This window comes from Streptomyces sp. NPDC048211 (assembly GCF_043202315.1).
GTDB lineage: Bacteria > Actinomycetota > Actinomycetes > Streptomycetales > Streptomycetaceae > Streptomyces.
The window spans coordinates 281,598-303,778 of sequence record NZ_JBIDAD010000007.1 but is presented as its reverse complement, the minus strand read 5'-3'; the positions used below and the strand labels follow the sequence as shown (position 1 = coordinate 303,778).

Annotated in this window: 19 protein-coding genes and 1 pseudogene; 9 read left to right on the top strand and 11 right to left on the bottom strand. The window is 72.4% G+C overall.

Translation table 11 applies throughout. From position 1 onward, the window contains the following. The first annotated feature begins 120 nt into the window (after positions 1-120). The gene (locus ACGFZA_RS26100; RefSeq protein ID WP_393682240.1) at positions 121-858 is read left to right on the top strand and encodes an esterase/lipase family protein; all 738 of its coding nucleotides are present in this window, start codon (positions 121-123) and stop codon (positions 856-858) included. Between the two features lie 112 nt (positions 859-970). Here the strand turns inward: ACGFZA_RS26100 and ACGFZA_RS26095 are convergent, their stop codons facing one another. Both ACGFZA_RS26095 and ACGFZA_RS26090 read right to left on the bottom strand, forming a co-directional pair. Then, complete coding sequence (locus ACGFZA_RS26095) at positions 971-2,617, bottom strand: TlrC/CarA/OleB/SrmB family ABC-F type ribosomal protection protein (protein WP_393682238.1); 1,647 nt, start codon at positions 2,615-2,617, stop codon at positions 971-973. 274 nt (positions 2,618-2,891) lie between these two features. Next, positions 2,892-3,281 carry a DUF5997 family protein gene (locus ACGFZA_RS26090; protein ID WP_393682236.1) on the bottom strand — a complete coding sequence of 130 codons (390 nt, stop codon included), beginning with the start codon at positions 3,279-3,281 and terminating at the stop codon, positions 2,892-2,894. Between the two features lie 57 nt (positions 3,282-3,338). Between ACGFZA_RS26090 and ACGFZA_RS26085 the strand changes: the two genes are divergently transcribed. The 5 genes and pseudogenes from ACGFZA_RS26085 to ACGFZA_RS26065 all read left to right on the top strand — a co-directional run bounded on the left by ACGFZA_RS26085 (position 3,339) and on the right by ACGFZA_RS26065 (position 8,454). Beyond that, positions 3,339-4,160 (top strand): LysR family substrate-binding domain-containing protein, encoded by an 822-nt coding sequence (locus tag ACGFZA_RS26085; RefSeq protein WP_393682234.1) that lies wholly within the window; start codon positions 3,339-3,341, stop codon positions 4,158-4,160. A 93-nt stretch (positions 4,161-4,253) separates the two neighbouring features. After that, positions 4,254-4,490, top strand: a pseudogene (locus ACGFZA_RS26080) (DUF664 domain-containing protein); the annotation flags it as partial. A gap of 128 nt (positions 4,491-4,618) precedes the next feature. Further along, on the top strand, positions 4,619-5,116 hold the full coding sequence (locus ACGFZA_RS26075) for a peptidylprolyl isomerase (protein WP_385287321.1): 498 nt from the start codon (positions 4,619-4,621) through the stop codon (positions 5,114-5,116). A 156-nt stretch (positions 5,117-5,272) separates the two neighbouring features. Continuing rightward, on the top strand, positions 5,273-6,016 hold the full coding sequence (locus ACGFZA_RS26070) for a Clp protease N-terminal domain-containing protein (protein WP_393682231.1): 744 nt from the start codon (positions 5,273-5,275) through the stop codon (positions 6,014-6,016). A 194-nt stretch (positions 6,017-6,210) separates the two neighbouring features. Further along, on the top strand, positions 6,211-8,454 hold the full coding sequence (locus ACGFZA_RS26065) for an MMPL family transporter (protein WP_393682229.1): 2,244 nt from the start codon (positions 6,211-6,213) through the stop codon (positions 8,452-8,454). 24 nt (positions 8,455-8,478) lie between these two features. On the opposite strand, the gene ACGFZA_RS26060 is transcribed toward ACGFZA_RS26065, so the two are convergent. From ACGFZA_RS26060 to ACGFZA_RS26045, 4 genes are all read right to left on the bottom strand, one after another. Continuing rightward, complete coding sequence (locus ACGFZA_RS26060) at positions 8,479-9,630, bottom strand: serine hydrolase domain-containing protein (RefSeq protein ID WP_393682227.1); 1,152 nt, start codon at positions 9,628-9,630, stop codon at positions 8,479-8,481. A 112-nt stretch (positions 9,631-9,742) separates the two neighbouring features. Beyond that, entirely contained in the window at positions 9,743-10,318 is a 576-nt protein-coding gene (locus ACGFZA_RS26055) for a histidine phosphatase family protein (protein WP_393682225.1), read from the bottom strand. 61 nt (positions 10,319-10,379) lie between these two features. After that, a complete protein-coding gene (locus ACGFZA_RS26050; RefSeq protein ID WP_385287328.1) occupies positions 10,380-10,811 on the bottom strand; it encodes a GNAT family N-acetyltransferase in 432 nt (143 codons plus the stop codon). Continuing rightward, positions 10,808-12,286: a PLP-dependent aminotransferase family protein gene (locus ACGFZA_RS26045; RefSeq protein WP_393682223.1), complete on the bottom strand. Its 1,479-nt coding sequence runs from the start codon at positions 12,284-12,286 to the stop codon at positions 10,808-10,810. The genes ACGFZA_RS26050 and ACGFZA_RS26045 overlap by 4 nt, the downstream gene beginning before the upstream one ends. On the opposite strand from ACGFZA_RS26045, the gene ACGFZA_RS26040 reads away from it, so the two are divergent. Both ACGFZA_RS26040 and ACGFZA_RS26035 read left to right on the top strand, forming a co-directional pair. Then, on the top strand, positions 12,285-13,262 hold the full coding sequence (locus ACGFZA_RS26040) for a DMT family transporter (protein ID WP_393682221.1): 978 nt from the start codon (positions 12,285-12,287) through the stop codon (positions 13,260-13,262). The two genes, ACGFZA_RS26045 and ACGFZA_RS26040, sit on opposite strands and share 2 nt — an antisense overlap. 41 nt (positions 13,263-13,303) lie before the next feature. Further along, entirely contained in the window at positions 13,304-13,519 is a 216-nt protein-coding gene (locus ACGFZA_RS26035; protein ID WP_385287334.1) for a DUF1918 domain-containing protein, read from the top strand. Positions 13,520-13,525: 6 nt separating this feature from the next. Here the strand turns inward: ACGFZA_RS26035 and ACGFZA_RS26030 are convergent, their stop codons facing one another. Further along, a complete protein-coding gene (locus ACGFZA_RS26030; RefSeq protein ID WP_393682218.1) occupies positions 13,526-14,803 on the bottom strand; it encodes a glycoside hydrolase family 10 protein in 1,278 nt (425 codons plus the stop codon). Between the two features lie 392 nt (positions 14,804-15,195). On the opposite strand from ACGFZA_RS26030, the gene ACGFZA_RS26025 reads away from it, so the two are divergent. Further along, the gene (locus ACGFZA_RS26025; RefSeq protein WP_385287338.1) at positions 15,196-16,056 is read left to right on the top strand and encodes a 3-hydroxybutyryl-CoA dehydrogenase; all 861 of its coding nucleotides are present in this window, start codon (positions 15,196-15,198) and stop codon (positions 16,054-16,056) included. A gap of 60 nt (positions 16,057-16,116) precedes the next feature. On the opposite strand, the gene ACGFZA_RS26020 is transcribed toward ACGFZA_RS26025, so the two are convergent. From ACGFZA_RS26020 to pheS, 4 genes are all read right to left on the bottom strand, one after another. Beyond that, on the bottom strand, positions 16,117-16,647 hold the full coding sequence (locus ACGFZA_RS26020; RefSeq protein WP_385287340.1) for an NUDIX domain-containing protein: 531 nt from the start codon (positions 16,645-16,647) through the stop codon (positions 16,117-16,119). Positions 16,648-16,698: 51 nt separating this feature from the next. Next, positions 16,699-18,039, bottom strand: a complete 1,341-nt coding sequence (locus ACGFZA_RS26015) for a transcriptional regulator (RefSeq protein ID WP_385287342.1) — start codon at positions 18,037-18,039, stop codon at positions 16,699-16,701. A 430-nt stretch (positions 18,040-18,469) separates the two neighbouring features. Continuing rightward, positions 18,470-20,980, bottom strand: coding sequence for a phenylalanine--tRNA ligase subunit beta (pheT, locus tag ACGFZA_RS26010; protein ID WP_385285289.1), 2,511 nt, complete (start codon positions 20,978-20,980; stop codon positions 18,470-18,472). Next, positions 20,980-22,107 (bottom strand): phenylalanine--tRNA ligase subunit alpha, encoded by a 1,128-nt coding sequence (pheS, locus tag ACGFZA_RS26005; protein WP_385285287.1) that lies wholly within the window; start codon positions 22,105-22,107, stop codon positions 20,980-20,982. The genes pheT and pheS overlap by 1 nt, the downstream gene beginning before the upstream one ends. Between the last annotated feature and the right edge of the window lie 74 nt (positions 22,108-22,181).

Below are 22,181 nucleotides of genomic sequence, written 5' to 3'. Positions count from 1 at the left end.
CGACGCACCGCCGCTCGCGAACACCGGTGAAATCACCGATGCCACCCGCACCGCACGCCCCGACTCTGATCCAGCAGGCATCTGCATCCCCGCCTCCCCACACCTTGTCAGGAGTGCCCCATGCGTCGTCGTTCACCCCGCCGGCTCCTCGGCGTCCTCGCGGCCGCCGCGGTCGCGTTCACCCTGTTCGGTTCGGCGTCGACGGCCGGCGCGGCCGACCGTGCGCCCGCCGCGAAGTCCGCCACCGCCGCGGCCGTGACTCCCCTGTCGACCAGTACCCCGGTCGTCTTCGTCCACGGGTACACGGGCAACGCCTCCAACTGGGTCACCGCCAAGAGCGTCTTCCAGCTCAACGGCTGGTCCAGCTCCAAGCTGTTCGCCTACGAATACAACTCGTACGGCAACAACATCACCAACGCCCAGGGCCTGGCCACCTTCGTCAACAACGTGAAGTCACAGACCGGTGCGAGCAAGGTGGCGATCGTCAACCACTCCATGGGCGGCCTCGTCAGCCAGTACTACCTGAAGGTCCTGGGCGGCAGCTCCAGCGTCAGCCACCTGGCCTCCATCGCCGGCGCGAACCACGGCACCACGTACGCCGGCGCCTGCCTGATCTACACGACCTGTCAGCAGATGTACCCGGGCTCCTCGTACATCTCCCAGATCTCCTCGGGCGACGAGACGCCGGGTGACACCAAGTACGCCACCTGGTACTCGGCCTGCGACGGCATCATCCTCCCGTACACGAGCACCAAGCTGAGCGGCGCGACCAACAACAACGTGGCCTGCCAGACCCACATCGGGTACCTGACGGACACCGTCGTGCTGGGCCAGATCGCGCGCTTCGTCGCCTCCTGACCCGCCGGACGGACCGGCCCCCGTCCCGTCCCCGCCCCGCATCGGAGGGGGCGGGGACGGGACTCCGGCCGTCAGCGGCCTGCCCGACAGGGCGCCACCGGCCGGCAAGAGCTCAGGGGCCGACGGTGACAGCGCCCTCGCTCAGCTCCAGCCGGGTGCCGCTGAACCGCGCCCGCATCCGGCGGTCATGGGTGACCAGCACCAGCGCGCCCGGATAGCCGGCCAGCGCTGCCTCCAGCTCCTCCACGAGGGCCGGCGAGAGATGGTTCGTGGGCTCGTCCAGCAGGAGCAGGTCCACCGGCTCGCTGACCAGCCGGGCGAGTTCGATACGGCGCCGCTGACCGTACGAAAGGTCCCCGACGCGCAGCCGCAGGGCGGCCGGGTCGAACAGGCCGAGCGACAGCAGCCGGTCGGCGTGCTCGTCCCGGTCGCCGGGGCGCCCGTCGGCGTACGCCGCCAGTACGCTCGCGCCCGCCGGCCACTGCGTCTCCTCCTGGCGCAGGTGCCCCACCCGCCCCCGCACGCCCACGGTGCCCGCGTCCGGCCGGAGTTCCCCGGCCAGGACCCGCAGCAGGGTGCTCTTGCCCGCGCCGTTGGGGCCGGTGACCAGCAGCCGCTCGGCCGGACCGATCCGTAGCCCCGGCACCTTCAGCCGGCCTTTGACGTCCACACCGTCCAGCGTCGCGGCCGGCGCGTCGCCCTGCGCGCCCGCGGTGGTGAGGCGGGGCGTGAAGGACAGCGGGTCCGGCGGCGGAGCCACCGGATCGGCCGTGAGCCGCTGGACCCGTTCCCTGGCATTGCGGATACGGCTCATCGCGCCGTGGGCGCGGCCGCGCGCACGGAACGCACCGGCCCCGGATCCCGGCTTCACCAGCTTGCGCGGGATGGCGTCCAGGCGGACGGCGTTCGACTCGGCGAGCCTGCGGCTGCGGTCGAGTTCGGCCCGCCACTCGTCGTACCGCTCCCGGCGCCGTCGGCGTTCGGCGGCCTTGGCCGTGAGGTATCCGGCGTATCCGTTGCCGTGGCGGGAGACACGGCCTCCGTCGACCTCCAGGACCGTGGCAGTGATCCGCTCCAGGAACACCCGGTCATGGGTGACCGCGACGACCGTTCCGCGATGGGCCCTCAGATGGTCCTCCAGCCAGCCGACCGCCCGGTCGTCGAGGTCGTTGGTCGGCTCGTCCAGCAGCAGCAGTTCGGGGCGGGACGCGAGGGTCGCGGCCAGCGCCAGCCGGGACCGCTCGCCGCCGGAGAGCGTGCCCAGCGGCCGGTCCCGGGGCAGCCACGGCAGGCCGAGTCCGTGCATCGCGGTGTCCACCCGGGTGTCGGCGCCGTAGCCGTCACGCGCCTCGTACTGCCCGGTCAGGCGCGCGTACACGGCGAGGGCCTCCTCCAGCTCCGGTCCGTGAGGCGCCGCCGCCAGCGCGGACTCGGCCCGGCGCAGCTCGGACTCCAGGGTGCGCAGCTCCCGCAGCGCCACGTCGACGGCGTCCTGGACCGTGGCCTGCGGGGGCAGCCCGATGGCCTGGGCGAGATACCCCGTCCCGCCGGGTGCGACGACGGACAGCTCGCCCGCGTCGGGGCGTTCCTCCCCCGCGAGGAGACGGAGCAGGGTGGACTTGCCCGCCCCGTTGTCGCCGACGACGCCGGCCTTCTCGCCGGGCGCGACGCCGAACGAGACCTGTCGGAGCACGGTGCGGTCGCCGTAACGCTTGGTGACGCCGTGCAGAGAGAGCTGTGCTGAGTGTGCTGGGTGCATGCGTGAGCCCCTGTTCCCGGCCATGCCGACAGAACGGATTCGAGGACGGATCGGCACCACGGCGGCGGAGCTGAGCTCTACGCGGTCGTGGGCGGGGCGATCACAGTGTTCCCATGGAGAGCACGGTACGCAGGGGCCGGGGCTGCCGTCATCCGGTTTTCGGTCCGCCGGCCGGCTCACGGAACGACGTGTGGGTGGCCTCCGTTCCCCCGCCGGCGGGCGAGGGGGCGGAGACCACCCACATGACGGTCTTCGGGGTCGGTGCGGGCGAGCGCTACGAGGCGTCCCTGCGCTCGGCGTTCCGCTCCTTGATGCGGACGGATTCCTTGCGGACCTCCGCCTGCGTGGCGCGCTCCTTCTGGAGCCACTCGGGGTTGTCCTGCTTCAGCGCGTCGATCTGCTCCGTGGTCAGAGCGTCCGTGACGCCCCCGCGCGCGAGGCCGGAGATGGACACGCCCAGCTTGGACGCGACCACCGGCCGGGGGTGCGGGCCGTTGCGTCGCAGCTCCTGGAGCCACTCGGGCGGATCGGTCTGGAGGGCCGCCAGCTCGGCGCGCGAGACGACACCCTCCTGGAACTCGGTGGGGGTGGCCTCGAGGTACACACCCAGTTTCTTCGCCGCGGTCGCGGGCTTCATGGTCTGGGTGGTCTGGTGCGACGTCATGGTTCAAGAGTATCGAGCGTGTGCGCCACCTCTGACCACGACCGGTAACCTGGCGGGGTGACAGGCTCGGAAGTATCCCCTTCGTTCCGGCTCGCGTATGTCCCGGGGGTGACGCCCACCAAGTGGGTGCGTATCTGGAACGAGCGCCTGCCCGACATCCCTCTGGCTCTCGTCGCGGTGCCCGCCGCCGAGGCGCCGGCCCTGCTGCGCGACGGCGGCGCCGACGCGGGTTTCGTCCGGCTGCCGGTCGACGGTACGGATCTCAGCGCGATCCCGCTCTACACCGAGCAGACCGTCGTCGTGATCCCCAAGGACCACGTGGCGGCGGCGGTCGAGGAGGTCTCCCTCGCGGAGCTGGCCGACGACATCGTGCTGCATCCGCTCGACGACACGCTCGGCTGGGAGGAGCTCCCCGGCAGGCCCGCGATCGAGCGCCCGGCCACGACGGCGGACGCCGTCGAGCTGGTGGCCGCGGGGGTGGGTGTCCTCGCCGTCCCGCAGTCCCTCGCCCGCCTGCACCACCGCAAGGACCTCACCTACCGTCCGCTGTCGGACGCGCCGGAGTCGCGGATCGCCCTGTCATGGCCCGAGGACAGGACCACCGACCTGGTGGAGGACTTCATCGGGATCGTCCGCGGGCGGACCGTGAACAGCTCCCGGGGCCGCAGTACGGCGCCCGCGGAGCAGCCGAAGGCGAAGGCGAGGCGCACCGAGAGCGGCGGCGCGCGGCGCAAGCCCGCGGCGGGTGCGTCGGCGGGCAAGAACCCCCGGGCCGGTTCCGGCGGAGCCAAGGGGGCGAAGGGCACGAAGGGTGGCGCCCGCGGTGCCAAGGGCGCTGCCGGGGCCGCCAAGCGGGGCAGACCCCGCCGCCGGCCGTAGACCGACGCCCCGGCAGAGGAGGCTCAGACAGCGGGGTACGGCTGTCAGACCCTGCCGGGAGCCTGATCGGTCATGACGCCGCTCGGACGCCGGACCTTCGCGGAAGCCCTCACCGTCCGGCAGCAGGAGGTCGCGGGGGCGCGGGCCACGTGTGCTGCGCGGGCGCTGGGGGACACGGCCCCGTTCATGGGCGGCGAGGTGAGCCTGCGGTGGATCTCCACCGGCGGTGAACCTGCTCTGGATCTCCCCCACATGATCGGTGAGTACGCCCGTCACAGCGGCCACGCCGACCTGCTGCGGGAGCGCATCCACGGCGGCACGGGGGTCTGACGGAGCAGGCGCGACGGGGCCCGGGCTTCGACGGAGTGTGCATCCGACACCTCCGGACGGTCACCCGTGGGCGGCGTTTGGACGCGCCCGCCCGTCGGGGCCCCGGGGGCGGATGTCAGGATGGTTCCATGACGAGCAAGGTTTACTTCGACATCACCATCAACGACGAGCCCGCCGGGCGGATCGTCTTCAACCTGTACGACGAGGTCGTCCCCAAGACCGCGGAGAACTTCCGCCAGCTGGCCACCGGCGAGCACGGCTACGGCTACAAGGGGTCGTCCTTCCACCGGGTCATCCCCGAGTTCATGCTGCAGGGCGGCGACTTCACCCGCGGCGACGGCACGGGCGGCAAGAGCATCTACGGTGCCAAGTTCGACGACGAGAACTTCAAGCTGGCGCACACCAAGCCCGGCCTTCTCTCGATGGCGAACAGCGGCCCGAACTCCAACGGCTCGCAGTTCTTCATCACGACCATCGTGACGTCCTGGCTGGACGGCAAGCACGTGGTCTTCGGCGAGGTCGCCGACCAGCAGAGCATGGACCTGGTCACGAAGATCGAGAGCCTCGGCTCGCAGAGCGGCCGCACCAAGGCGAAGGTCACCATCGCCGACTCCGGGACCCTCTGATCCCGGATCGCCCGCAGAGCAGCTGACCGGACGCGCCGGCCGACGAACACCGTCGGCCGGCGCGTTCTGCCGTACCGGGCCGGCGGCGCGGCCCCGGCCCGAGACGAGTGTCAACCGAAGGTTGACGCTCATCCACTGTCAACCTATCGTTGACACATGACGCAGCCCGTAGGCATGACGCAGCCCGTCCGTCTGGACGACCTCATCGCAGCCATCAAGAAGGTCCACCCCGACGCCCTCGACCAGCTTCAGGACGCTGTCATCGCGGCGGACCACCTCGGCGAAGTCGCCGACCATCTGATCGGCCACTTCGTGGACCAGGCGCGGCGCTCAGGTGCGTCCTGGACCGACATCGGCAGGAGCATGGGCGTGACCCGGCAGGCAGCCCAGAAGCGGTTCGTGGCCAAGGACCCCGGCGAGCTGACCGAGCTCGACCCCAGCCAGGGCTTCAGCCGCTTCACCCCGCGCGCGAAGAACGTGGTGATGGCCGCGCAGAACGAGGCCCGCGCCGCGGGCAACGCCGAGATCGGCACCGAGCACATCGTGCTGGGCCTGCTCAGCGAGCCGGAGGCGCTCGCCGGGGCGTTCATCAAGGCGCAGGGCGTGGCCCTGGACACCGTCCGCCAGGCCGCCGAGCAGGCGCTCCCGGCCGCCGCGGAGGGCGAGCTGCCCGAGCTCGTCCCGTACAACGCCGATGCCCGCAAGGTCCTGGAGCTCACGTTCCGGGAGGCCCTACGGATGGGGCACAACTACATCGGCACCGAGCACATCCTGCTGGCCCTGCTGGAGCACGAGGCCGGGTCGGGCCTGCTGGCCGGCCTCGGACTCGACAAGGCGGCCGCGGAGACGGCCATCGCCGAGGCGCTCACACTCGTCGTCGGCGCGCAGCAGAAGGACTGACCGGAACAGTGCGGTTTCCGGTGCGGGACCATGGACCGCACCGGACCGCCGCCCCTACCGGCCGTGCGGCGGAACCGGCAGGGCGGCGGACGTGTCGCACTCCACGGCCCCGGTGGCGGCCTCTACGTTCTCGAAGTGGACACACGGGCGCAGCGCCCGGCTGAAGCAGCCCGTCCCCTTCCCCGGGAGAGCGCATGGCACCGCCCGACGGCAGCAGCACGTACGCACCACCGGCACGCTCGGGCCGGGGGTGGCTGCTGCGGCTGGGTGAATGGTGCGCGCGCCACTTCGTCGTCGTGATCGTGCTGTGGCTGGTCGCCCTCGGCGGGCTGCATGCCCTGCAGAGCGCGTTCGGGGGGACGTACTCCGACGACTTCAACCTGCCCGGCACCCAGTCCAACACCGGCGCCGAGCTCCTGAAGAAGCACGATCCGGCGGCGGGCGGCACCGGGGCGCAGGTGGTCCTGCACGATGCGCAGAAGCCCCTGACCGACGTGCAGAGCCAGGTCGACCAGACGGTGGCGAACCTCCAGAAGCTGCCGCACGTCCTGTCCGCGCAGAACCCGCTGCCCTCGTCCTCCTCCGCGACGTCCACCTCGCTGTCCAAGGACGGCAAGACCGGATACATCACCGTGCGGTTCGACGTGAACCCCACCTCACTGGACGATTCCTATCTCGACCAGGTCGACACGGCGGTGAAGCCACTGCGCTCCGCCGGCGTGGAGGTCGAGTACGGCGGCCCGCTGGGCGAGCTCGCCAGGCCCGAGACCAAGGACCTCACCAGCGAGGCCATCGGTTTCGCCGTCGCGGTGGTCGTGCTGCTCATCGGGTTCGGCAGCATCATCGCCGCCGGTGTACCGCTTCTCACGGCGCTGATCAGCGTGATCGTCGGGCTGAGCTGCCTGGCCCTGGTGGCCGCGGCGACCACCTTCGCGAGCGTCTCGCCCACGCTCGCCACCATGATCGGGCTGGGTGTCGGGATCGACTACGCGCTCTTCCTGCTCACCCGTCACCGCCAACTGGTGATGGACGGTGCGGATCCCGTGCGAGCCGCCGGGCGGGCCGTGGCCACCAGCGGACGGGCCGTCCTGGTGTCCGGCTGCACCGTCATCGTCGCGCTGGCCGGCCTGTACGTCTCCCGGGTGAGCTTCATCGGCAAGCTGGGGGCCGCGGCCGCGGTCACCGTGATCACCGCGGTCATCGGCGCCCTCACGCTGGTCCCGGCCCTGCTGGGACTCATCGGCGGGCGGATCGACCGCTACCGGGTGCGGCCGCCGGTCGCCGAGGGCGGGGCCGGGCCCGGCGCCGAGGCGACGGGCGGCTGGCACCGCTACGCCCAGCGGGTGGAGCGGCGGCCCTGGTGGTTCCTGCTCGCCGGGCTGGCCGTGGTGGGGGTCCTCGCGATCCCGCTGTTCTCCATCCGGCTCGGGCACATCGACGACGGGGCCGATCCGACGAGCTTCACCGACCGGCGCGCGTTCGACCTGATCTCCACGGGGTTCGGGCCCGGCGCGAACGGCCCGTTCACCCTGGTCGTCGATCAGCAGTCCGTACCGAGTGCGGACCGCTCGGCGCTGGCGAGCAGTCTGCAGAAGGCGCTCACCGACGTGCCCGGCGCCGCCAGCATCTCCCCCCTGCAGCCGACGGACGACGGGGCACTCCTCATCGGCACCGCCCTGTCGAAGGAGGCCCCGCAGGACGCGGGCACGACCACGCTCTTCAAGCACCTCAAGGACGACGTCCTGCCGCAGGGGACCGCGGGCACCGACGCCTCCGCCTATGTGACCGGGACGACCGCGGCCCAGGAGGACTTCCTGGACATCATCTCCAGCCGGCTCCCCCTGATCATCGCCGTCGTGGTCGCGCTCGCCTTCGTCATCATCCTGATCGTGTTCCGGGGCGTGCTCATCGCCGTCAAGGCCGCCGTTCTCAACCTGCTCTCCATCGCCGCTTCGTACGGGGTGGTGGTGGCGGTCTTCCAGTGGGGCTGGGGCGGGCCGTCCCTGGGCGTCTCCGGGACCGTTCCCATCGAGAGCTACGTACCGATGATGATGTTCGCCATCGTCTTCGGCCTGAGCATGGACTACGAGGTGTTCCTGATCTCACGGGTGCACGAGGCGTGGCTGCGGACCGGGGACAGCAAGGGCGCGGTGGCGCACGGGCTGGAGATCACCGCACGGGTGATCACCTGCGCCGCTCTCATCATGGTCAGCGTCTTCGCCGCCTTCGTCATCAGCGACAACATCGTGGTCAAGATGCTGGGGCTCGGGCTGGCGGTCAGTGTGCTCGTCGACGCGACGATCGTCCGGCTGCTGCTGGTCCCCGCGGTGATGACGCTGCTGGGCCGGAGCGCGTGGTGGATGCCCCGGTGGCTGGACCGCGTGCTCCCGCATATCGACACCGAGGGCGAGTCGGTCCCGCCGCCGCCGGCCGCGTGAGCCTGCGCATCGGAACGGTTCCGGTCACAGCAACGCGTACACCGCCTCGATCAGCGCCGTCTTGCGCGGGTCGTTCGCGATGTGCGGGCCCATCCGGTTCATGACGTACCCCAGCGCGATCCCGTTCTCCGGGTCGGCGAGGCCGCAGGAGCCGCCCGCGCCGTCGTGGCCGACGGCCCGCGGATTGGGTCCGTAATTGGCGTCGGGGCCGCTCAGCCACAGGCCGAGTGCGATCTCCGTCTCGTGCGTGAAGCCCGCGCCCAGCACCAGGTCGCGGCAGCTGCCCTGGCCCTCGCGGACCCGCTCGGCGGCCTCCTCGGACAGGATCCTCACGCCGCCGGTGCTGCCGCGGCCCGCGAGGATGCCGTACAGCGCGGCGACCGCGCGGGCCGTGCCGTGGCCGTTGGCGGCGGGGATCTCCGCCTCCCGCCACTCGGGGGTGTTGGCGGCGGCCGCCCCCGTGGGCGGATTGAGCAGCGAGGCGACGGCGACCGGCTCCATCTGCGCGAAGAGCGCCGCCTGCCGGGCGCGGTCCGCCTTCGGGACGACGAGTTCGGCGGCGCGCGCCGCCTCCTTCTCCGGCAGGCCGACGGTGAAGTCGATGCCGAGCGGACCGGTCACCTCGCGCCGCAGGAACTCCCCCGGCAGCAGTCCGCTGACCCGCCGGATCACCTCGCCGACCAGGAAGCCGTACGTCAGGGCGTGGTAGCCGGACCGGGTGCCGGGCTCCCACCACGGGGCGGTCGCCGCGAGCCGGGCGGTGGTCAGGTCCCAGTCGTAGAGCTCCGCCAGGGTGTGCGGCTCGCGCAGGCCCGCGAGGCCCGCGCGATGGGAGAGCAGATGCCGTACGAGAACGGCCTCCTTGCCCGCCGCGGCGAACTCCGGCCAGTACGAGGCGACCGGGGCGTCGAGGTCGAGCAGGCCGCGGTCGGCGAGGATGTGCGCGCAGAGCGCGACCGGCCCCTTGGTGGTGGACCAGACGTTGACCAAGGTGTCCCGTTCCCAGGGTCGGCTGCGGGCGCCGTCCGCCCAGCCTCCCCAGAGATCGGCCACGGGCCGGCCGTCGACCATGACGGTGACGGCCGCGCCGACCTCGTCCCGCTCACGGAAATTCGCCTCGAACGCGCTGCGCACCGCGGAGAACCGCTCGTCGCAGTGGCCGTGAATCAGCGGCACGATGGCCTCCCTCGCCTGGGCATGCCCGGTCGGACTCGGTCCCGCGTCAACATACCGACTGGTCGGACTGACGGGAAGGCGTGACGGGCGCGAACCTTGCGGCACGCTCCGGTCAGCGGGCCCCGGTCTCCAGGCGGAGACTCCAGCGGCGGGGCAGTCCGATGAGCGTGACCACCGAGAGCGGGCGGGCGTCGACGTTCCAGTACGCCGACGGCGGGGCCTTCAACGCGTAGACGAGGGCGGCCCGGACGACCGCCGGTTCGGCGACGGCGACGATGGAGCCGTCACAGGCCGGGCGGGTGTCCAGCCAGCCTCCGATCCGGGAGATGAACGCGAGCAGCGGTTCCCCGCCGTGCGGCGCGGAGCGCGGGTCGGCCAGCCAGGCGTCCACGGCGGCCGGTTCGCGCGCGGCGACGTCGGAGAGCGTGCAGCCGCGCCAGCGCCCCATGTCGCAGTCGCGCAGCGCGGGCTGGACCAGTGGCGCGAAGCCGAGCGCCTCACCGGTGGCGCGGCTGCGGGCGGTCGGCGAGCAGTAGCGCAGTTCGGCCGCGCCCAGGGGCACCAGGGCCGGCGCGGCGAACTGCACCTCGTGCCAGCCGGCCTCGTCGAGCGGCCGGTCGTCGTCGAAGCGCTCACCGAGCAGGGAGGAGGTGCGTGCCGCAGCGACGAGCGAGACTCGAACACTCATGGGCGTGATCGTGGAGCCGATCGCCACGCAGGTCAAGAGTGCCGCCGCAAGCGCTTCCGGCTCAGCCGAACCGGAGACACATCCATTGGTCCGGGTGGTCGAGCGGCTGGAAACCGACCTTCGCATACACGCCGTGAGCATCGGCGGTGGCGAGCAGGAACCTGCGGACACCGGTCGGGGCGAGGTGGTCGCGCGCCGCCGAGACGAGCCTTCCGCCCAGGCCGTGGCCCCGGACCGCGGGGTCCACGTAGACATCGCAGAGCCAGGCGAAGCTGGCGAGATCGGTCACCACACGGGCGTATCCGGCCTGCTCGCCGGAGACGACGTCGTAGGCACCGAAGTTGAGGGACCCCGCGATGGCGCGATCCTGATGTTCCCGGGTGCGCCCCTCGGCCCAGTAAGTGTCGGTGGAGAGCCAGTTGTGGATGCGTGCCGCGTCCAGCCGGGCGGGGTCGGAGGATATCTCGTAACGTTCCTGAGGCGTTTCGGTCATGCCCGGAGACTAGGGCCTTGCGCCGCCGGGGCGCCGAGCATTTCGCCCCAGGCGGTGCACAGCCGCCGTACGCCTTCGGTGATCTCCGCGAGGCCGGCGACGGCGACGAAGCTCAGCCGGACCTGGGGCGCCGGGGGTTCGGCGCAGAAGTAGGGCCGGCCCGGCGCCACGGCCACGCCTGCGCGCAGAGCCGCCGCCACCATGGCGGACTCGTCCGCGCCGGCGCCGGAGTCCGGCAGACGCGCCCAGAGGCTGCCGCCGCCCGAGGGGATGTGCGGCAGCACGAGGCCGGGCAGTTCCTGGCGCAGCGCGGCGGTCAAGGCGGTGCGGCGGGTGCGCAGCTCCGCCGAGACGGAGCGCAGGTGGCGGCCCCAGGCGGGAGAACCGACGAGTTCCAGCGCGGCCTCCTGGAGGGGCCGGGGCACGAAGAGGCTGTCGACGACCTGGATGGCCCGCAGCCTTTCCAGGACCGGCCCCCGGGCGGCGAGGGCGCCCACCCGGAAGCTGGGCGAGGTGGCCTTGGTGAGCGAACAGACGTGGACGACGACACCGTCCGGGTCGTCGGCGGCCAAGGACGCGGGGAGCGGTCCGGCGTCGTCGTGGACGAGATGTCGGGCGAAGTCGTCCTCGATGACGAACGCCCCCGCCTCCCGGGCGATCCGGACGACCTCGCCGCGCCGCCCCTCGGCGAGCACCGTGCCCGTCGGGTTCTGGAAGAGAGGCTGGCACACGAGGACACGGGCGCCGGTGGCCCGGAAGGCCGCGGCGAGGAGTTCGGGCCGCACGCCGTCGCTGTCGACGGGTACGGGCACGGGCCGCAGCCCGATGGCCCGGGCGGCCGCCAGCATGCCGGGATACGTGGGCGATTCGACGAGCACGGGCGCTCCGGGCGGGGCGAGGGCCCGCAACGCGGTGGCCAGGGCGCTCTGGCCGCCCGCGGTGATCAGCACATCCGCCGCGGTCAGCGCGGGGCCGATCTCACGGGCGAACCAGGCGCGCAGTTCGGTGAGCCCGTCGGTGGGCGGGCGGCTCCAGGCGCCGGGGCGGCGTCCGGCCCGGGCGAGGGCGGCCGCCATGGCCCGCTCGGGCTGGAGCGAGCTGTGCAGGTAGCCGCCGTTGAACTCGACGACCCCCGTGGGCGGGGGCGTCAGCGTGACCAGGAGACCGGACGCGTCCACCGTGCGGGGCACCACCTCGGGCCCGCCGCCGCCGCTGAGCGACACCTCCTGCCAGGAGGTGTCGGCGGGCGGCGTCACGCCGGTACGGGGCTGCGCCCGGAATGCTCCGGCGCCGGGACGGGTGACGAGGAGGCCCTCGGCGGCGAGTTGCGCGACGGCCCGCGAGACGGTGACGGGACTGGCCCGGAAACGTTCGACGAGTGCCCGACTGGACGGCAGCTTCTCTCCGGGTGAGTAGCGGTTCAGTTCATTCCGGAGTACTTCAACCAACTCGCCCACACTGCTACGCTCTTGCATGACAGCACAGGATAGCGCTATTACGGTACCCACGATAGCGGTAGGGCCGGAGGCGGCCGGGACGGAACCGGACGCCCGCGCGCCCCTCGCGTCCCCCGGTTCCGTACCGGCCGGCCGCAACGGCACCCTGCTCGCCCTGCTCGGAGTCGTCTCCTTCTCGCTGACCTTCCCCTCGACCGCCTGGGGGCTGGAGAGCTTCGGTCCCTGGTCCCTGGTCGCGCTGCGCAGTCTGCTGGCCGCCGCGATCGCCGGGGGTGTGCTGCTCGTGGCCCGGGTGCGGGTGCCCGAGCGGCAGCACTGGGCGGGTCTCGCGGTGGTGGCGGGCGGGGTGGTGGTGGGGTTCCCTCTGCTGACCACTCTGGCGCTGCAGACCTCGACGACCTCGCACGCGGCCGTGGTGGTCGGCCTCCTCCCGCTGACCACCGCGGTGTTCTCGTCGCTCCGCACCGGGTCACGGCCTCCCCGCGCGTTCTGGGCAGCGGCGCTCGCCGGGGCTGCGGTGGTGATCGCCTTCACCGTGCTGCAGAGCGGCGGCGGTCTGTCGGCCGGGGACCTCTACCTGTTCTGCGCGCTGCTGGTCTGCGCGGCGGGGTACACCGAGGGGGGCAGGCTGGCGAAGGTGATGCCGGGCTGGCAGGTGACCGGCTGGGCGCTGGTCCTCACCGTGCCGCTCGCGGTGGCGGGCGCCGCCCTCGCGCTGCCGCACGAGCCGGTGCGGATGTCCGCGCACGGCGTGACCGGACTGGTCTGGGTGTCCGTGGCGTCGACCTTCTTCGGCCTGTACGTCTGGTACCGCGGCATGGCCGAGATCGGCGTGGCCCGGGCCAGCCAGCTCCAGCTCGCGCAGCCCCTGCTGACGCTCGTCTGGTCGTTCCTGCTGCTCGGCGAGGAGGTCGCCCCGGCGGCCCCGGCGGCGGCGGTCGGCGTCCTCGTCTGCATCGCGGTCACCCAGCGCGCCGGAGCCGGCCGGTCATAGACTTGTCGACATGAACGCCACCCGTGAGGAGGTCACTCCCGATGGAGGCACACACGGGCGACCGGCTGCTGACGCACGGCAGGACCGTGGGCGAGCACGACCGGGTCGCAGAGATCGTCGAAGTGCTCGGGGACGGGGGGACTCCCCCGTACCGCGTGCGCTTCGCCGACGGACATGAGCACCTGATCGCACCCGGCCCCGACAGCGTCGTGCAGCACGACGCCGGCCGGGACCGGAACCGGGACCCGGGGGCATAGGGGCTGTCAGCGGGGCGGGCGCGTCCGCGTCCGGTAGTGGTCGGCCACCACCCGGTCCATCGCACCGATCCGGTCCGTGACCACGTTCTTCCCCGAGAAGTAGACGTGGCCGCGGACCTGGTCGTACGCGGCGGCGAAGTCGACGTGCCGGGACAGCTCCGCCGGGTCCTGCCAGTCCGCGGGCTGGGCCGGGTCTCCCGCCTTGTACAGGGCCTCGCCGATGAAGAGGTCCACGCTCGTGCCCCGGACCACCTGGTCCCACCAGGGCACCAGGGCGGCGTAGTCGGCGGGGGTGAAGCCGATGTTCCAGTACAGCTGCGGGCAGATGTAGTCGATCCACCCCTTCTTGACCCAGCCGCGGGTGTCGGCGTACAGGTCGTCGTACGTCTGCACGCCCGCGGCCGTCCGCGAGCCGAGCTGATCGGTCGAGGCGTTGCGCCACACGCCGAAGGGGCTGATACCGAACCGGACGGCCGGCTTGAGTGCCGTGATCCGCTCGGACATCTCCCGCACCAGCTGGTCGGTGTTGGAGCGCCGCCAGGCGGCCCGGTCGGGGAAGCCCGCGCCGTACCTGGCGTACGCGGCAGCGTCCGCGAAGGTCTGGCCCGCCACCGGGTACGGATAGAAGTAGTCGTCCCAGTGGACTGCGTCGACGTCGTAGCGGCGGACCGCGTCGAGCATCGCCTCCTGGACGAAGGTGCGGACCTCGGGCAGGCCGGGGTTGTAGTAGAGCTTCCCGCCGTACGGCACGACCCATTCGGGGTGCAGGCGTGCGGGATGGCGGGCCGACAGCCGGGAGGGGTCGGTGTGGTTGGCGACCCGGAAGGGATTGAACCAGGCGTGCAGCTCCAGGCCCCGGTCGTGGGCCTCCCGGACCGCCGTGCCCAGCGGGTCCCAGCCGGGGTCCTTGCCCTGGACGCCGGTGAGGCACTGGGCCCATGGCTCGTACGGCGAGGGCCACAGCGCGTCGGCGCTGGGGCGGACCTGGAGGATCACCGCGTTCAGCCGCCGGTCCACGGCCTCGTCGAGGTACGCGATCAGCCCGGCCTGCTGCGCCGCGGCCGACAGACCCGGCTTCGACGGCCAGTCGACGTTCTCGACCGTGGCCACCCACATGCCCCGGAGCTCGCGCCGGAGCACATCGCGGGATCCGCCGGGCCTTCCCGGACGCCCGCCGCCGCGCGGGACCGCGGCAGCGTCACCGGCCACCGCGACCGCGCCCATCACCCCCGCGACCGTCCCGGCCGCGCCCGTCACGAACTTCCGTCGGTCCATCTGCCGCATTTCGCCGTACCTGCCGTTTCCGCACGTGTCCGCACGTGTCCGCAGCCCCGGGATTCCGGGCGTGAGACCGAGCATGCCCGCCCGGGCCCGCGATCCCCGGTAAGGGCGGCCGGGCAGTCGGGGGGTGGCAGAAGGAGCGCGGCCGGGTGCGTGCGGCTGCGTGCGGCGGAGGTATGAGGCCGGGCGGCGGGGTGAGGGACGACGCCGGAGGGCCCCTCCCCGCTCGGGCGAAGGCGCGAGCCCGGGGGAGCGCGCGCCGAGCCCCGCGACGCCGCCCCCCATCTGCCGGTCGCCCCGGGGCGCGGAGTAACGTCGGGGGGTCGTGGTGGAGCCCGGAATCAGACGGAAGCCGCCGAACGGAGAACAGCGAAAGGCACGAGGTGACGGACTCTATGGCCGACATTGCACGCGTCGGAGTGGTGGGCTGTGGCCAGATGGGCGCAGGCATCGCGGAGGTGTGCGCCCGCAGCGGTCTCGACGTCAAGGTGGCCGAGACCACCGGCGAGGCGCTGGAGATCGGCCGCACCCGGCTCCACAACTCCCTCTCCAAGGCCGCCGAACGCGGCAAGATCACCGAGGAGGAGCGCGACGAGACCCTGGGCCGTCTCAGCTTCACCACCGACCTCGGCGAATTCTCCGACCGCGATCTCGTCATCGAGGCCGTCGTGGAGAACGAACAGGTCAAGACCGAGATCTTCCAGGTGCTGGACCAGGTGGTGACCCGGCAGGACGCGATCCTCGCCTCCAACACCTCCTCGATCCCGCTGGTGAAGCTGGCCGTCGCGACCTCCCGTCCGGACCAGGTCATCGGCATCCACTTCTTCAACCCGGCCCCGGTGCAGAAGCTCGTCGAACTCATCCCGGCGCTGACCACGTCGGACGAGACGGTCAAGCGCGCCGAGGCCATGGTCCAGGACATACTCGGCAAGCACCCGATCCGCGCCCAGGACCGCTCCGGCTTCGTCGTCAACGCGCTGCTGATCCCGTATCTGCTCTCCGCGATCCGGATGTTCGAATCGGGCATCGCCAGCCGCGAGGACATCGACAACGGCATGGAGATGGGCTGCGCCCACCCGATGGGCCCGCTCAAGCTCGCCGACCTGATCGGTCTCGACACGGTGGCCTCGGTCGCCGACTCGATGTACGCCGAGTACAAGGAGCCGCTGTACGCCGCTCCCCCGCTGCTCCAGCGCATGGTGGACGCGGGCCGGCTCGGCCGGAAGTCTGGGGCGGGCTTCTACCCGTACGCCTGACACCGCTCACCCGCCCATGCGCGCGTGCCCGCCGGCACCCGGCGCATGGGCGGGACGGCGTCATCCCAGCCGTAAGTGGTGCAGCATCATCAGCCCGGCGGCCATCCCCGCGGCCGGGACCTCGCCGCGGGCGATCATGTCGGGCACCAGCTTGAGCGGTATCCACTCGCGGCGCGAGGACTCGAAGTCATCGACGGGCTGACCCGTCCAGCCGGCCTCCTCGCCCCAGTAGAAGTGGTGCCGGGCGTCGGTGAGGCCGTTCGACGGCTCCACGGTCAGCAGCGGATGCAGCGGGCCGGGGCGCCAGCCGGTCTCCTCCTCCATCTCGCGCGCGGCCGCGGCAGCCGGCTGCTCACCGTCCTCGACCACTCCGGCAGCGAGCTCCCAGCCCCAGCTGTCGGTGATGAACCGGTGCCGCCAGAGCAGCAGGACCTCGTTCGCCTCGTTGACGACGGTGGCCGCCGCGACGGCGCGGAGCCGGATCACGAAGTGGTCGAGGTGGTGACCGTCGGGGAGTACGACATCCGCCAGATTGACCCGGAACCAGCGGTTCTCGTACACAGTCTGTTCGTTCAGATTCGTCCACTGCACAGTTCTGCCACCTTTTGACTAGTAGGTGGCCATATCGCAGCAGACCTCGACTCACAGCGGTACGCGCAGCGCACCGTCGACGAGATCGGCGGCCCGTTCCGCGTCGGCGCTGCCGCTCGCGACCAGGTCCTCGCGCACGGCCCGCAACCGGTCACGCAGGCGCTGCGACTCCATGCCTCTGGCGCGTTCCGCCATTTCCGCCGCCGTGACCGCGGCCCGGTCGGGCTCGCCCTGCCGCAGCTCGATCGTGGTCAGTATCGCCAGCCGGTGGACCCGGCCCCGGTCGTGCGCGGGGGTGCGCACCGCGGCCGCGGCGTGCTCCCGGGCCGCCGGCAGGTCCCCGAGCCCGAGGAGGGCCTCGGCCACCTGGACGTCGACCAGACCGGGCTGGACGTACCCCGTCTCGTCCGGCTCATGGCCGGGCCGGATCCGCTCGGCCTCGGACTCCGCGCGCCGGATGCATCGCAACGCGCTCGGCCCGTCGCCGAGGTGGGCGTACGCCTTGGCCTGCATCGCGTGGAGGTCGGCCGCCAGCGCGGGCGTGATGTCGCGTCCGGCGGCCCGCAGCGCCGCCTCGGCGAAGGCGACGGACTGCCGGAAGTCGGCGAGGAAGAGCGACTGGTTCACCAGCAGGGCGATCACATAGCCGCCGAGCCCCCGGTCCCCGCTCGCCTTGGCCAGCCGCAGCGCCTGGTGGAAGTAGCGCTGGGCGAGCCCGTGCGCGTCGGAGTCGTACGCGCAGATCCCCGCCACGGCCACCAGAGCACCCGTCGCCCGGTGCAGCTGACGCCCCATCGCATCGCTGTAGCCGCCGCGCAGCAGCGGTGCCGTCTCATGGTTGAGGAAGCCGACGATGCGCGAACGCGTCGCGATTCCGCCCGCCTTGCGATACATCAGTTCGTAGTGGGCACGGGCGGCCCGCAACGTCGCTATGTCGGCCGGGCAGACGCGGTGCGGTCCGGTGCGGGATACATCGGCGTCCTCCGGCGGGTTCTCCCACTCCCAGACCGGCATCACCGCGGTGGTTCCCGTGACGGCCGGGGCGGCGACGACGTGCGGGCGCTGCTGTTCGTCGGAGCGCCACAGAGCGGTGGCGCGCTCGACGAATCCGGTGAGCGAGGAACCCTGCGCGGGCGTGTGGCCGCCGAGGGCCGCCATACCGATGTCATCGAGCGAGACGGCCCTGCTCAGCCGCTTCCCCAGCACTTCGCAGATCAGGTCCGGCGCCTGGCCGCGCGGGCGCTGGCCCTTCAGCCAGCGGGCGACGGCGGTGTGTTCGTAGCGCAGTTCCAGCCCCCGGGCGCGGCCGGCCTGGTTCACGTGCGCGGCGAGTCCGGCCCGGGAGACGCCCGCCTCGTCGATCAGAGCCTCTAGCAGAGTGTTGGGCTCCATTGCCCCCATTGCCCCCTCCGGTGGGTCGGCACGTCAAGGACGTGTCGCCCCAGTGGAGCACGATTCACACGGGGTGTGAACGGAATGCCCGAACCGTCCCGCTGCGCACTCTGTCGCGCCGGTACCCCGGATCGCTTGAATGAGTCCCTCGCAAGAGGCGGCCGGGTCGTCTGCTCCCCCTCGTACAGCACGACGACCCGCACCCGCGCCGTCCGCTCTGCCGACCTGCCCGACACTCCGCGGCAGCGCGGACGGCGCCGGATCGCACGACCCACTGCCCACGGATCGGAGGGTGGCTGCGGGGTCGGCCGGCAACCGGGTTCCCCCGGGCCGGCCGGAGCCCGCGTGCGGTCCCCCGCCCCTGGGCGAGCACACAGGAGGGGCGTATCCGGTGGCCGGATACGCCCCTCCTCACTGTGCGGCAGGACTGCTACGCGCCGCGCAGCACCGCGCCCGTGCGCTCGGCGGCCAGGGCCACCGCCGCGTCACGGGCCGCGCTCGCCTCGTCGACGGTCAGCGTGCGGTCCGCGGCGCGGAAGCGCAGCGCGTACGCCAGGGACTTGCGGCCCCCGCCGATCTGCTCGCCCGTGAACACGTCGAACAGGCGCAGCGACTCCAGGAGTTCGCCCGCTCCCTCGCGCAGCGCCCGCTCCACGTCGGCGGCGGGCACGTCCTGGCCGACGACCAGGGCGACGTCCTGGGTCGCCACCGGGAAGGTGGAGATCCGCGGCGCCTGGAGGGCGCCGTCCACGGCCTGTTCCAGGACGTCGAGCTCGACCTCCATGGCGCAGGTGCGCTCGGGCAGGTGGAGCTCCTTGATGACGCGCGGGTGCAGCTCGCCGGCGTGCCCGAAGAGGGTCTCCTCGCCGTTGACCGTCACGTACAGCGCGGCACAACGGCCCGGGTGCCACGGCGCATGCTGGTCGGCGCGGACCGTGAGGTCGACACCGGCCTCACGGGCGATGGCGCGGGCGGCCTCGACGGAGTCCGCCCAGTCGGCCGGACGGCCCTTGCCCCACCAGCCGGCCTGCTCGCGGGCGCCCGCGAGGACGACGGCGGCGCGGCGCGGCTGACGCGGCAGGGCGGCGTCGAGCGTGGCGATCTCCTCGTCGGAGGGACGCCGGTCGACGGGCAGCCGGACCGGCTTCGTCTCCTGGCCGGTCGGCCGGAAGACGAGACCGGTCTCGAACAGCGCGAGGTCGTGGCTGCCGCGGCCGTCGTTGCGCCGCAGCGCGCCGAGGAGGCCCGGCAGCAGCGTGGTGCGCAGCGACGGCTCCTCGTCGGAGAGCGGGTTGACGAGCTTGACCGTACGGCGGCGGGCGTCGTCCGCCTCCAGGCCCAGCTGGTCCAGGACCGCCTCGCCGGTGAACGGGTAGTTCAGCGCCTCGACGTAGCCGGCGCCGGCGAGTGCCCGGCCGACGCGGCGGTGCAGCCGCTGGCGGTCGGTGAGCCCGCGGCCGGACGGCGGGGTGGGGAGCGTGGACGGGAGGTTCTCGTAACCCTCCAGCCGGATGACCTCTTCGGCGAGGTCGTTCGGCTCGTTCAGGTCGGGCCGCCAGGACGGGGCGGTGACGAGGAGCTCGTCCTGCCCGTAGACGTCGCAGCCGACCTCCTGGAGGCGGCGCACGACGGTCTCGCGGCCGTACGAGACGCCGGCCACCTTGTCCGGGTGGTCCGCGGCCATCGTGATGGTGCGGGGCCCGGACGGGGCGCTCACCTCGGTGACGCCCGCCTCGGCGGTGCCGCCGGCGAGCAGCACCAGCAGGTCGACGGTGCGCTGCGCGGCAGCGGCGGCGGCCTGCGGGTCGACGCCGCGCTCGAAGCGCTTGGACGCCTCGGAGGCCAGCTTGTGGCGGCGCGCGGTCCGGGCGATCGAGATCGCGTCGAAGTGCGCGGCCTCGATGACGACCTCGGTGGTGCGCGCGTCCTCGGAGGCGTCGGCGATCTCGGTGTTGGCACCGCCCATGACGCCCGCCAGGCCGATCGGCCCGCGGTTGTCGGTGATGACGAGGTCGGCGGCGTCCAGGACGCGGACCGTCCCGTCGAGCGTGGTGAGCTTCTCGCCCTGCTCGGCGCGGCGCACCCCGATCGGACCGTCGATCCGGGTCCGGTCGTAGGCGTGCAGCGGCTGGCCGAGTTCGAGCATCACGTAGTTGGTGACGTCGACGGCGAGGGAGATCGGCCGCATGCCGGCCTTCTGGAGCCGGCGCTGCATCCAGATCGGGGACCGGGCCTCGGGCTGCAGACCGACGACGGTGCGCGCGGTGAAGCGGGAGCAGCCGATCGGGTCGGCGATCTTGACCGGGTAGCCGTACGCGTTGGGCGCGGGCACGTCCAGGAGAGCCGGGTCGCGCAGCGGCAGGCCGTAGGCGATCGCGGTCTCGCGCGCGACACCGCGCATCGACAGGCAGTAGCCGCGGTCGGGCGTGACGGCGATGTCGAGGACCTCGTCGACGAGCTGGAGCAGCTCGATCGCGTCGGTTCCGACCTCGTGCTCCGGCGGCAGCACGATGATGCCGTGGGTGCCGTCGTCGCCCATGCCGAGCTCGTCGGTGGAGCAGATCATGCCGTGCGAGGTCCTGCCGTACGTCTTGCGCGCGGCGATCGCGAAGTCGCCGGGCAGCACGGCGCCGGGCAGGACCACGACGACCTTGTCGCCGACGGCGAAGTTACGGGCGCCGCAGACGATCTCCTGCGGCTCACCGGTGCCGTTGGCGGAGCCGACGTCGACCGTGCAGAAGCGGATGGGCTTCTTGAAGCCCTCCAGCTCCTCGATGGTCAGTACCTTGCCGACGACCAGCGGGCCCTTGAGGCCGGCGCCGATCTGCTCGACGGTCTCGACCTCCAGTCCGACGGCGACGAGCTTGGCCTGTACGTCGCGGCCGGTCTCGGTGGGCGGCAGGTCGACGTACTCCCGCAGCCAGGAAAGCGGGACGCGCATCAGATCTCCATCCCGAAGGGCCGGGTGAACCGGACGTCGCCTTCGACCATGTCTCGCATGTCTTCTACGTTGTGGCGGAACATCAGCATCCGCTCGATGCCGAACCCGAAGGCGAATCCGCTGTACTTCTGGGGGTCGACGCCGCAGGCGATGAGCACCTTGGGGTTGACCATGCCGCAGCCGCCGAGCTCGATCCAGCCCTCGCTGCCGCAGGTGCGGCAGGGGCGGTCGGGGTTGCCGACGGACTCGCCGCGGCAGACGTAGCAGACCATGTCCATCTCGGCGGACGGCTCGGTGAACGGGAAGAAGTTCGGCCGGAGCCGGGTCTTCATGTCCGGGCCGAAGAGCGCCTGGACCATGTGGTCGAGGGTGCCCTTCAGGTCGGCCATGGTGAGGCCCTCGTCGACGGCGAGCAGCTCGATCTGGTGGAAGACCGGGGTGTGCGTGGCGTCGAGCTCGTCGGTCCGGTAGACCCGGCCGGGGCAGACGACGTAGACCGGGGGCTCGCGGTCGAGCAGGGTGCGCGCCTGGACCGGCGAGGTGTGCGTGCGCAGGACGACACCGGACTCGTCGTTCTTCGCGCCGTCGGCGCCCTCGACGAAGAAGGTGTCCTGCATCTGCCGGGCCGGGTGGTCGGGCACGAAGTTCAGGGCGTCGAAGTTGAACCACTCGGCCTCGGCCTCGGGGCCTTCGGCGATCTCGTAGCCCATGGCCACGAAGACGTCGGCGACGCGCTCCATGATGGTCGTCAGGGGGTGGCGTGCGCCCGCCGGGGTGCGGTCGTACGGCAGCGTGACGTCCACCGCCTCCTCGACCAGGACCCGGGCGTCCCGCTCGGCCTCCAGCTCCGTCTGGCGGGCGGCGAGCGCCCTGCCCACGGCGGCGCGGGCCTGGCCCACGCGCTTGCCGGCCTCGGCCTTCGCCTGCGGCGGCAGCGCGCCGATCTCGCGGTTGGCGAGTGACAGGGGCGAGGTTCCACCGGTGTGCGCGGTCTTCGCCTGGGCGAGCGCGTCGAGGTCGCCCGCGGCGGCGAAGGCGGCGAACGCCTCGTCCCGGATGCGCTCGATCTCTTCCGGTTTCAGTGCCTCGACCTCGACTGGGTCGTACGACTTGTTCGGTGCCGACATCTCTTCCCGTACTTCCGATTGGCTGGTGGCGCGGCCCCGCTCGACGACTGGAGGACGCAAAGGTGCCAAAGGTC

Coding starts and splice junctions, on each gene's coding strand:
- ACGFZA_RS26100 (WP_393682240.1), top strand. CDS start 121: ATGCGTCGTCGTTCACCCCGCCGGCTCCTCGGCGTCCTCGCGGCCGCC.
- ACGFZA_RS26030 (WP_393682218.1), bottom strand. CDS start 14,803: ATGCGGCAGATGGACCGACGGAAGTTCGTGACGGGCGCGGCCGGGACG.
- ACGFZA_RS26065 (WP_393682229.1), top strand. CDS start 6,211: ATGGCACCGCCCGACGGCAGCAGCACGTACGCACCACCGGCACGCTCG.
- ACGFZA_RS26045 (WP_393682223.1), bottom strand. CDS start 12,286: ATGCAAGAGCGTAGCAGTGTGGGCGAGTTGGTTGAAGTACTCCGGAAT.
- ACGFZA_RS26095 (WP_393682238.1), bottom strand. CDS start 2,617: ATGCACCCAGCACACTCAGCACAGCTCTCTCTGCACGGCGTCACCAAG.
- ACGFZA_RS26075 (WP_385287321.1), top strand. CDS start 4,619: ATGACGAGCAAGGTTTACTTCGACATCACCATCAACGACGAGCCCGCC.
- ACGFZA_RS26090 (WP_393682236.1), bottom strand. CDS start 3,281: ATGACGTCGCACCAGACCACCCAGACCATGAAGCCCGCGACCGCGGCG.
- ACGFZA_RS26055 (WP_393682225.1), bottom strand. CDS start 10,318: ATGAGTGTTCGAGTCTCGCTCGTCGCTGCGGCACGCACCTCCTCCCTG.
- ACGFZA_RS26040 (WP_393682221.1), top strand. CDS start 12,285: ATGACAGCACAGGATAGCGCTATTACGGTACCCACGATAGCGGTAGGG.
- ACGFZA_RS26070 (WP_393682231.1), top strand. CDS start 5,273: ATGACGCAGCCCGTAGGCATGACGCAGCCCGTCCGTCTGGACGACCTC.
- pheS (WP_385285287.1), bottom strand. CDS start 22,107: ATGTCGGCACCGAACAAGTCGTACGACCCAGTCGAGGTCGAGGCACTG.
- ACGFZA_RS26035 (WP_385287334.1), top strand. CDS start 13,304: ATGGAGGCACACACGGGCGACCGGCTGCTGACGCACGGCAGGACCGTG.
- ACGFZA_RS26025 (WP_385287338.1), top strand. CDS start 15,196: ATGGCCGACATTGCACGCGTCGGAGTGGTGGGCTGTGGCCAGATGGGC.
- ACGFZA_RS26015 (WP_385287342.1), bottom strand. CDS start 18,039: ATGGAGCCCAACACTCTGCTAGAGGCTCTGATCGACGAGGCGGGCGTC.
- pheT (WP_385285289.1), bottom strand. CDS start 20,980: ATGCGCGTCCCGCTTTCCTGGCTGCGGGAGTACGTCGACCTGCCGCCC.
- ACGFZA_RS26050 (WP_385287328.1), bottom strand. CDS start 10,811: ATGACCGAAACGCCTCAGGAACGTTACGAGATATCCTCCGACCCCGCC.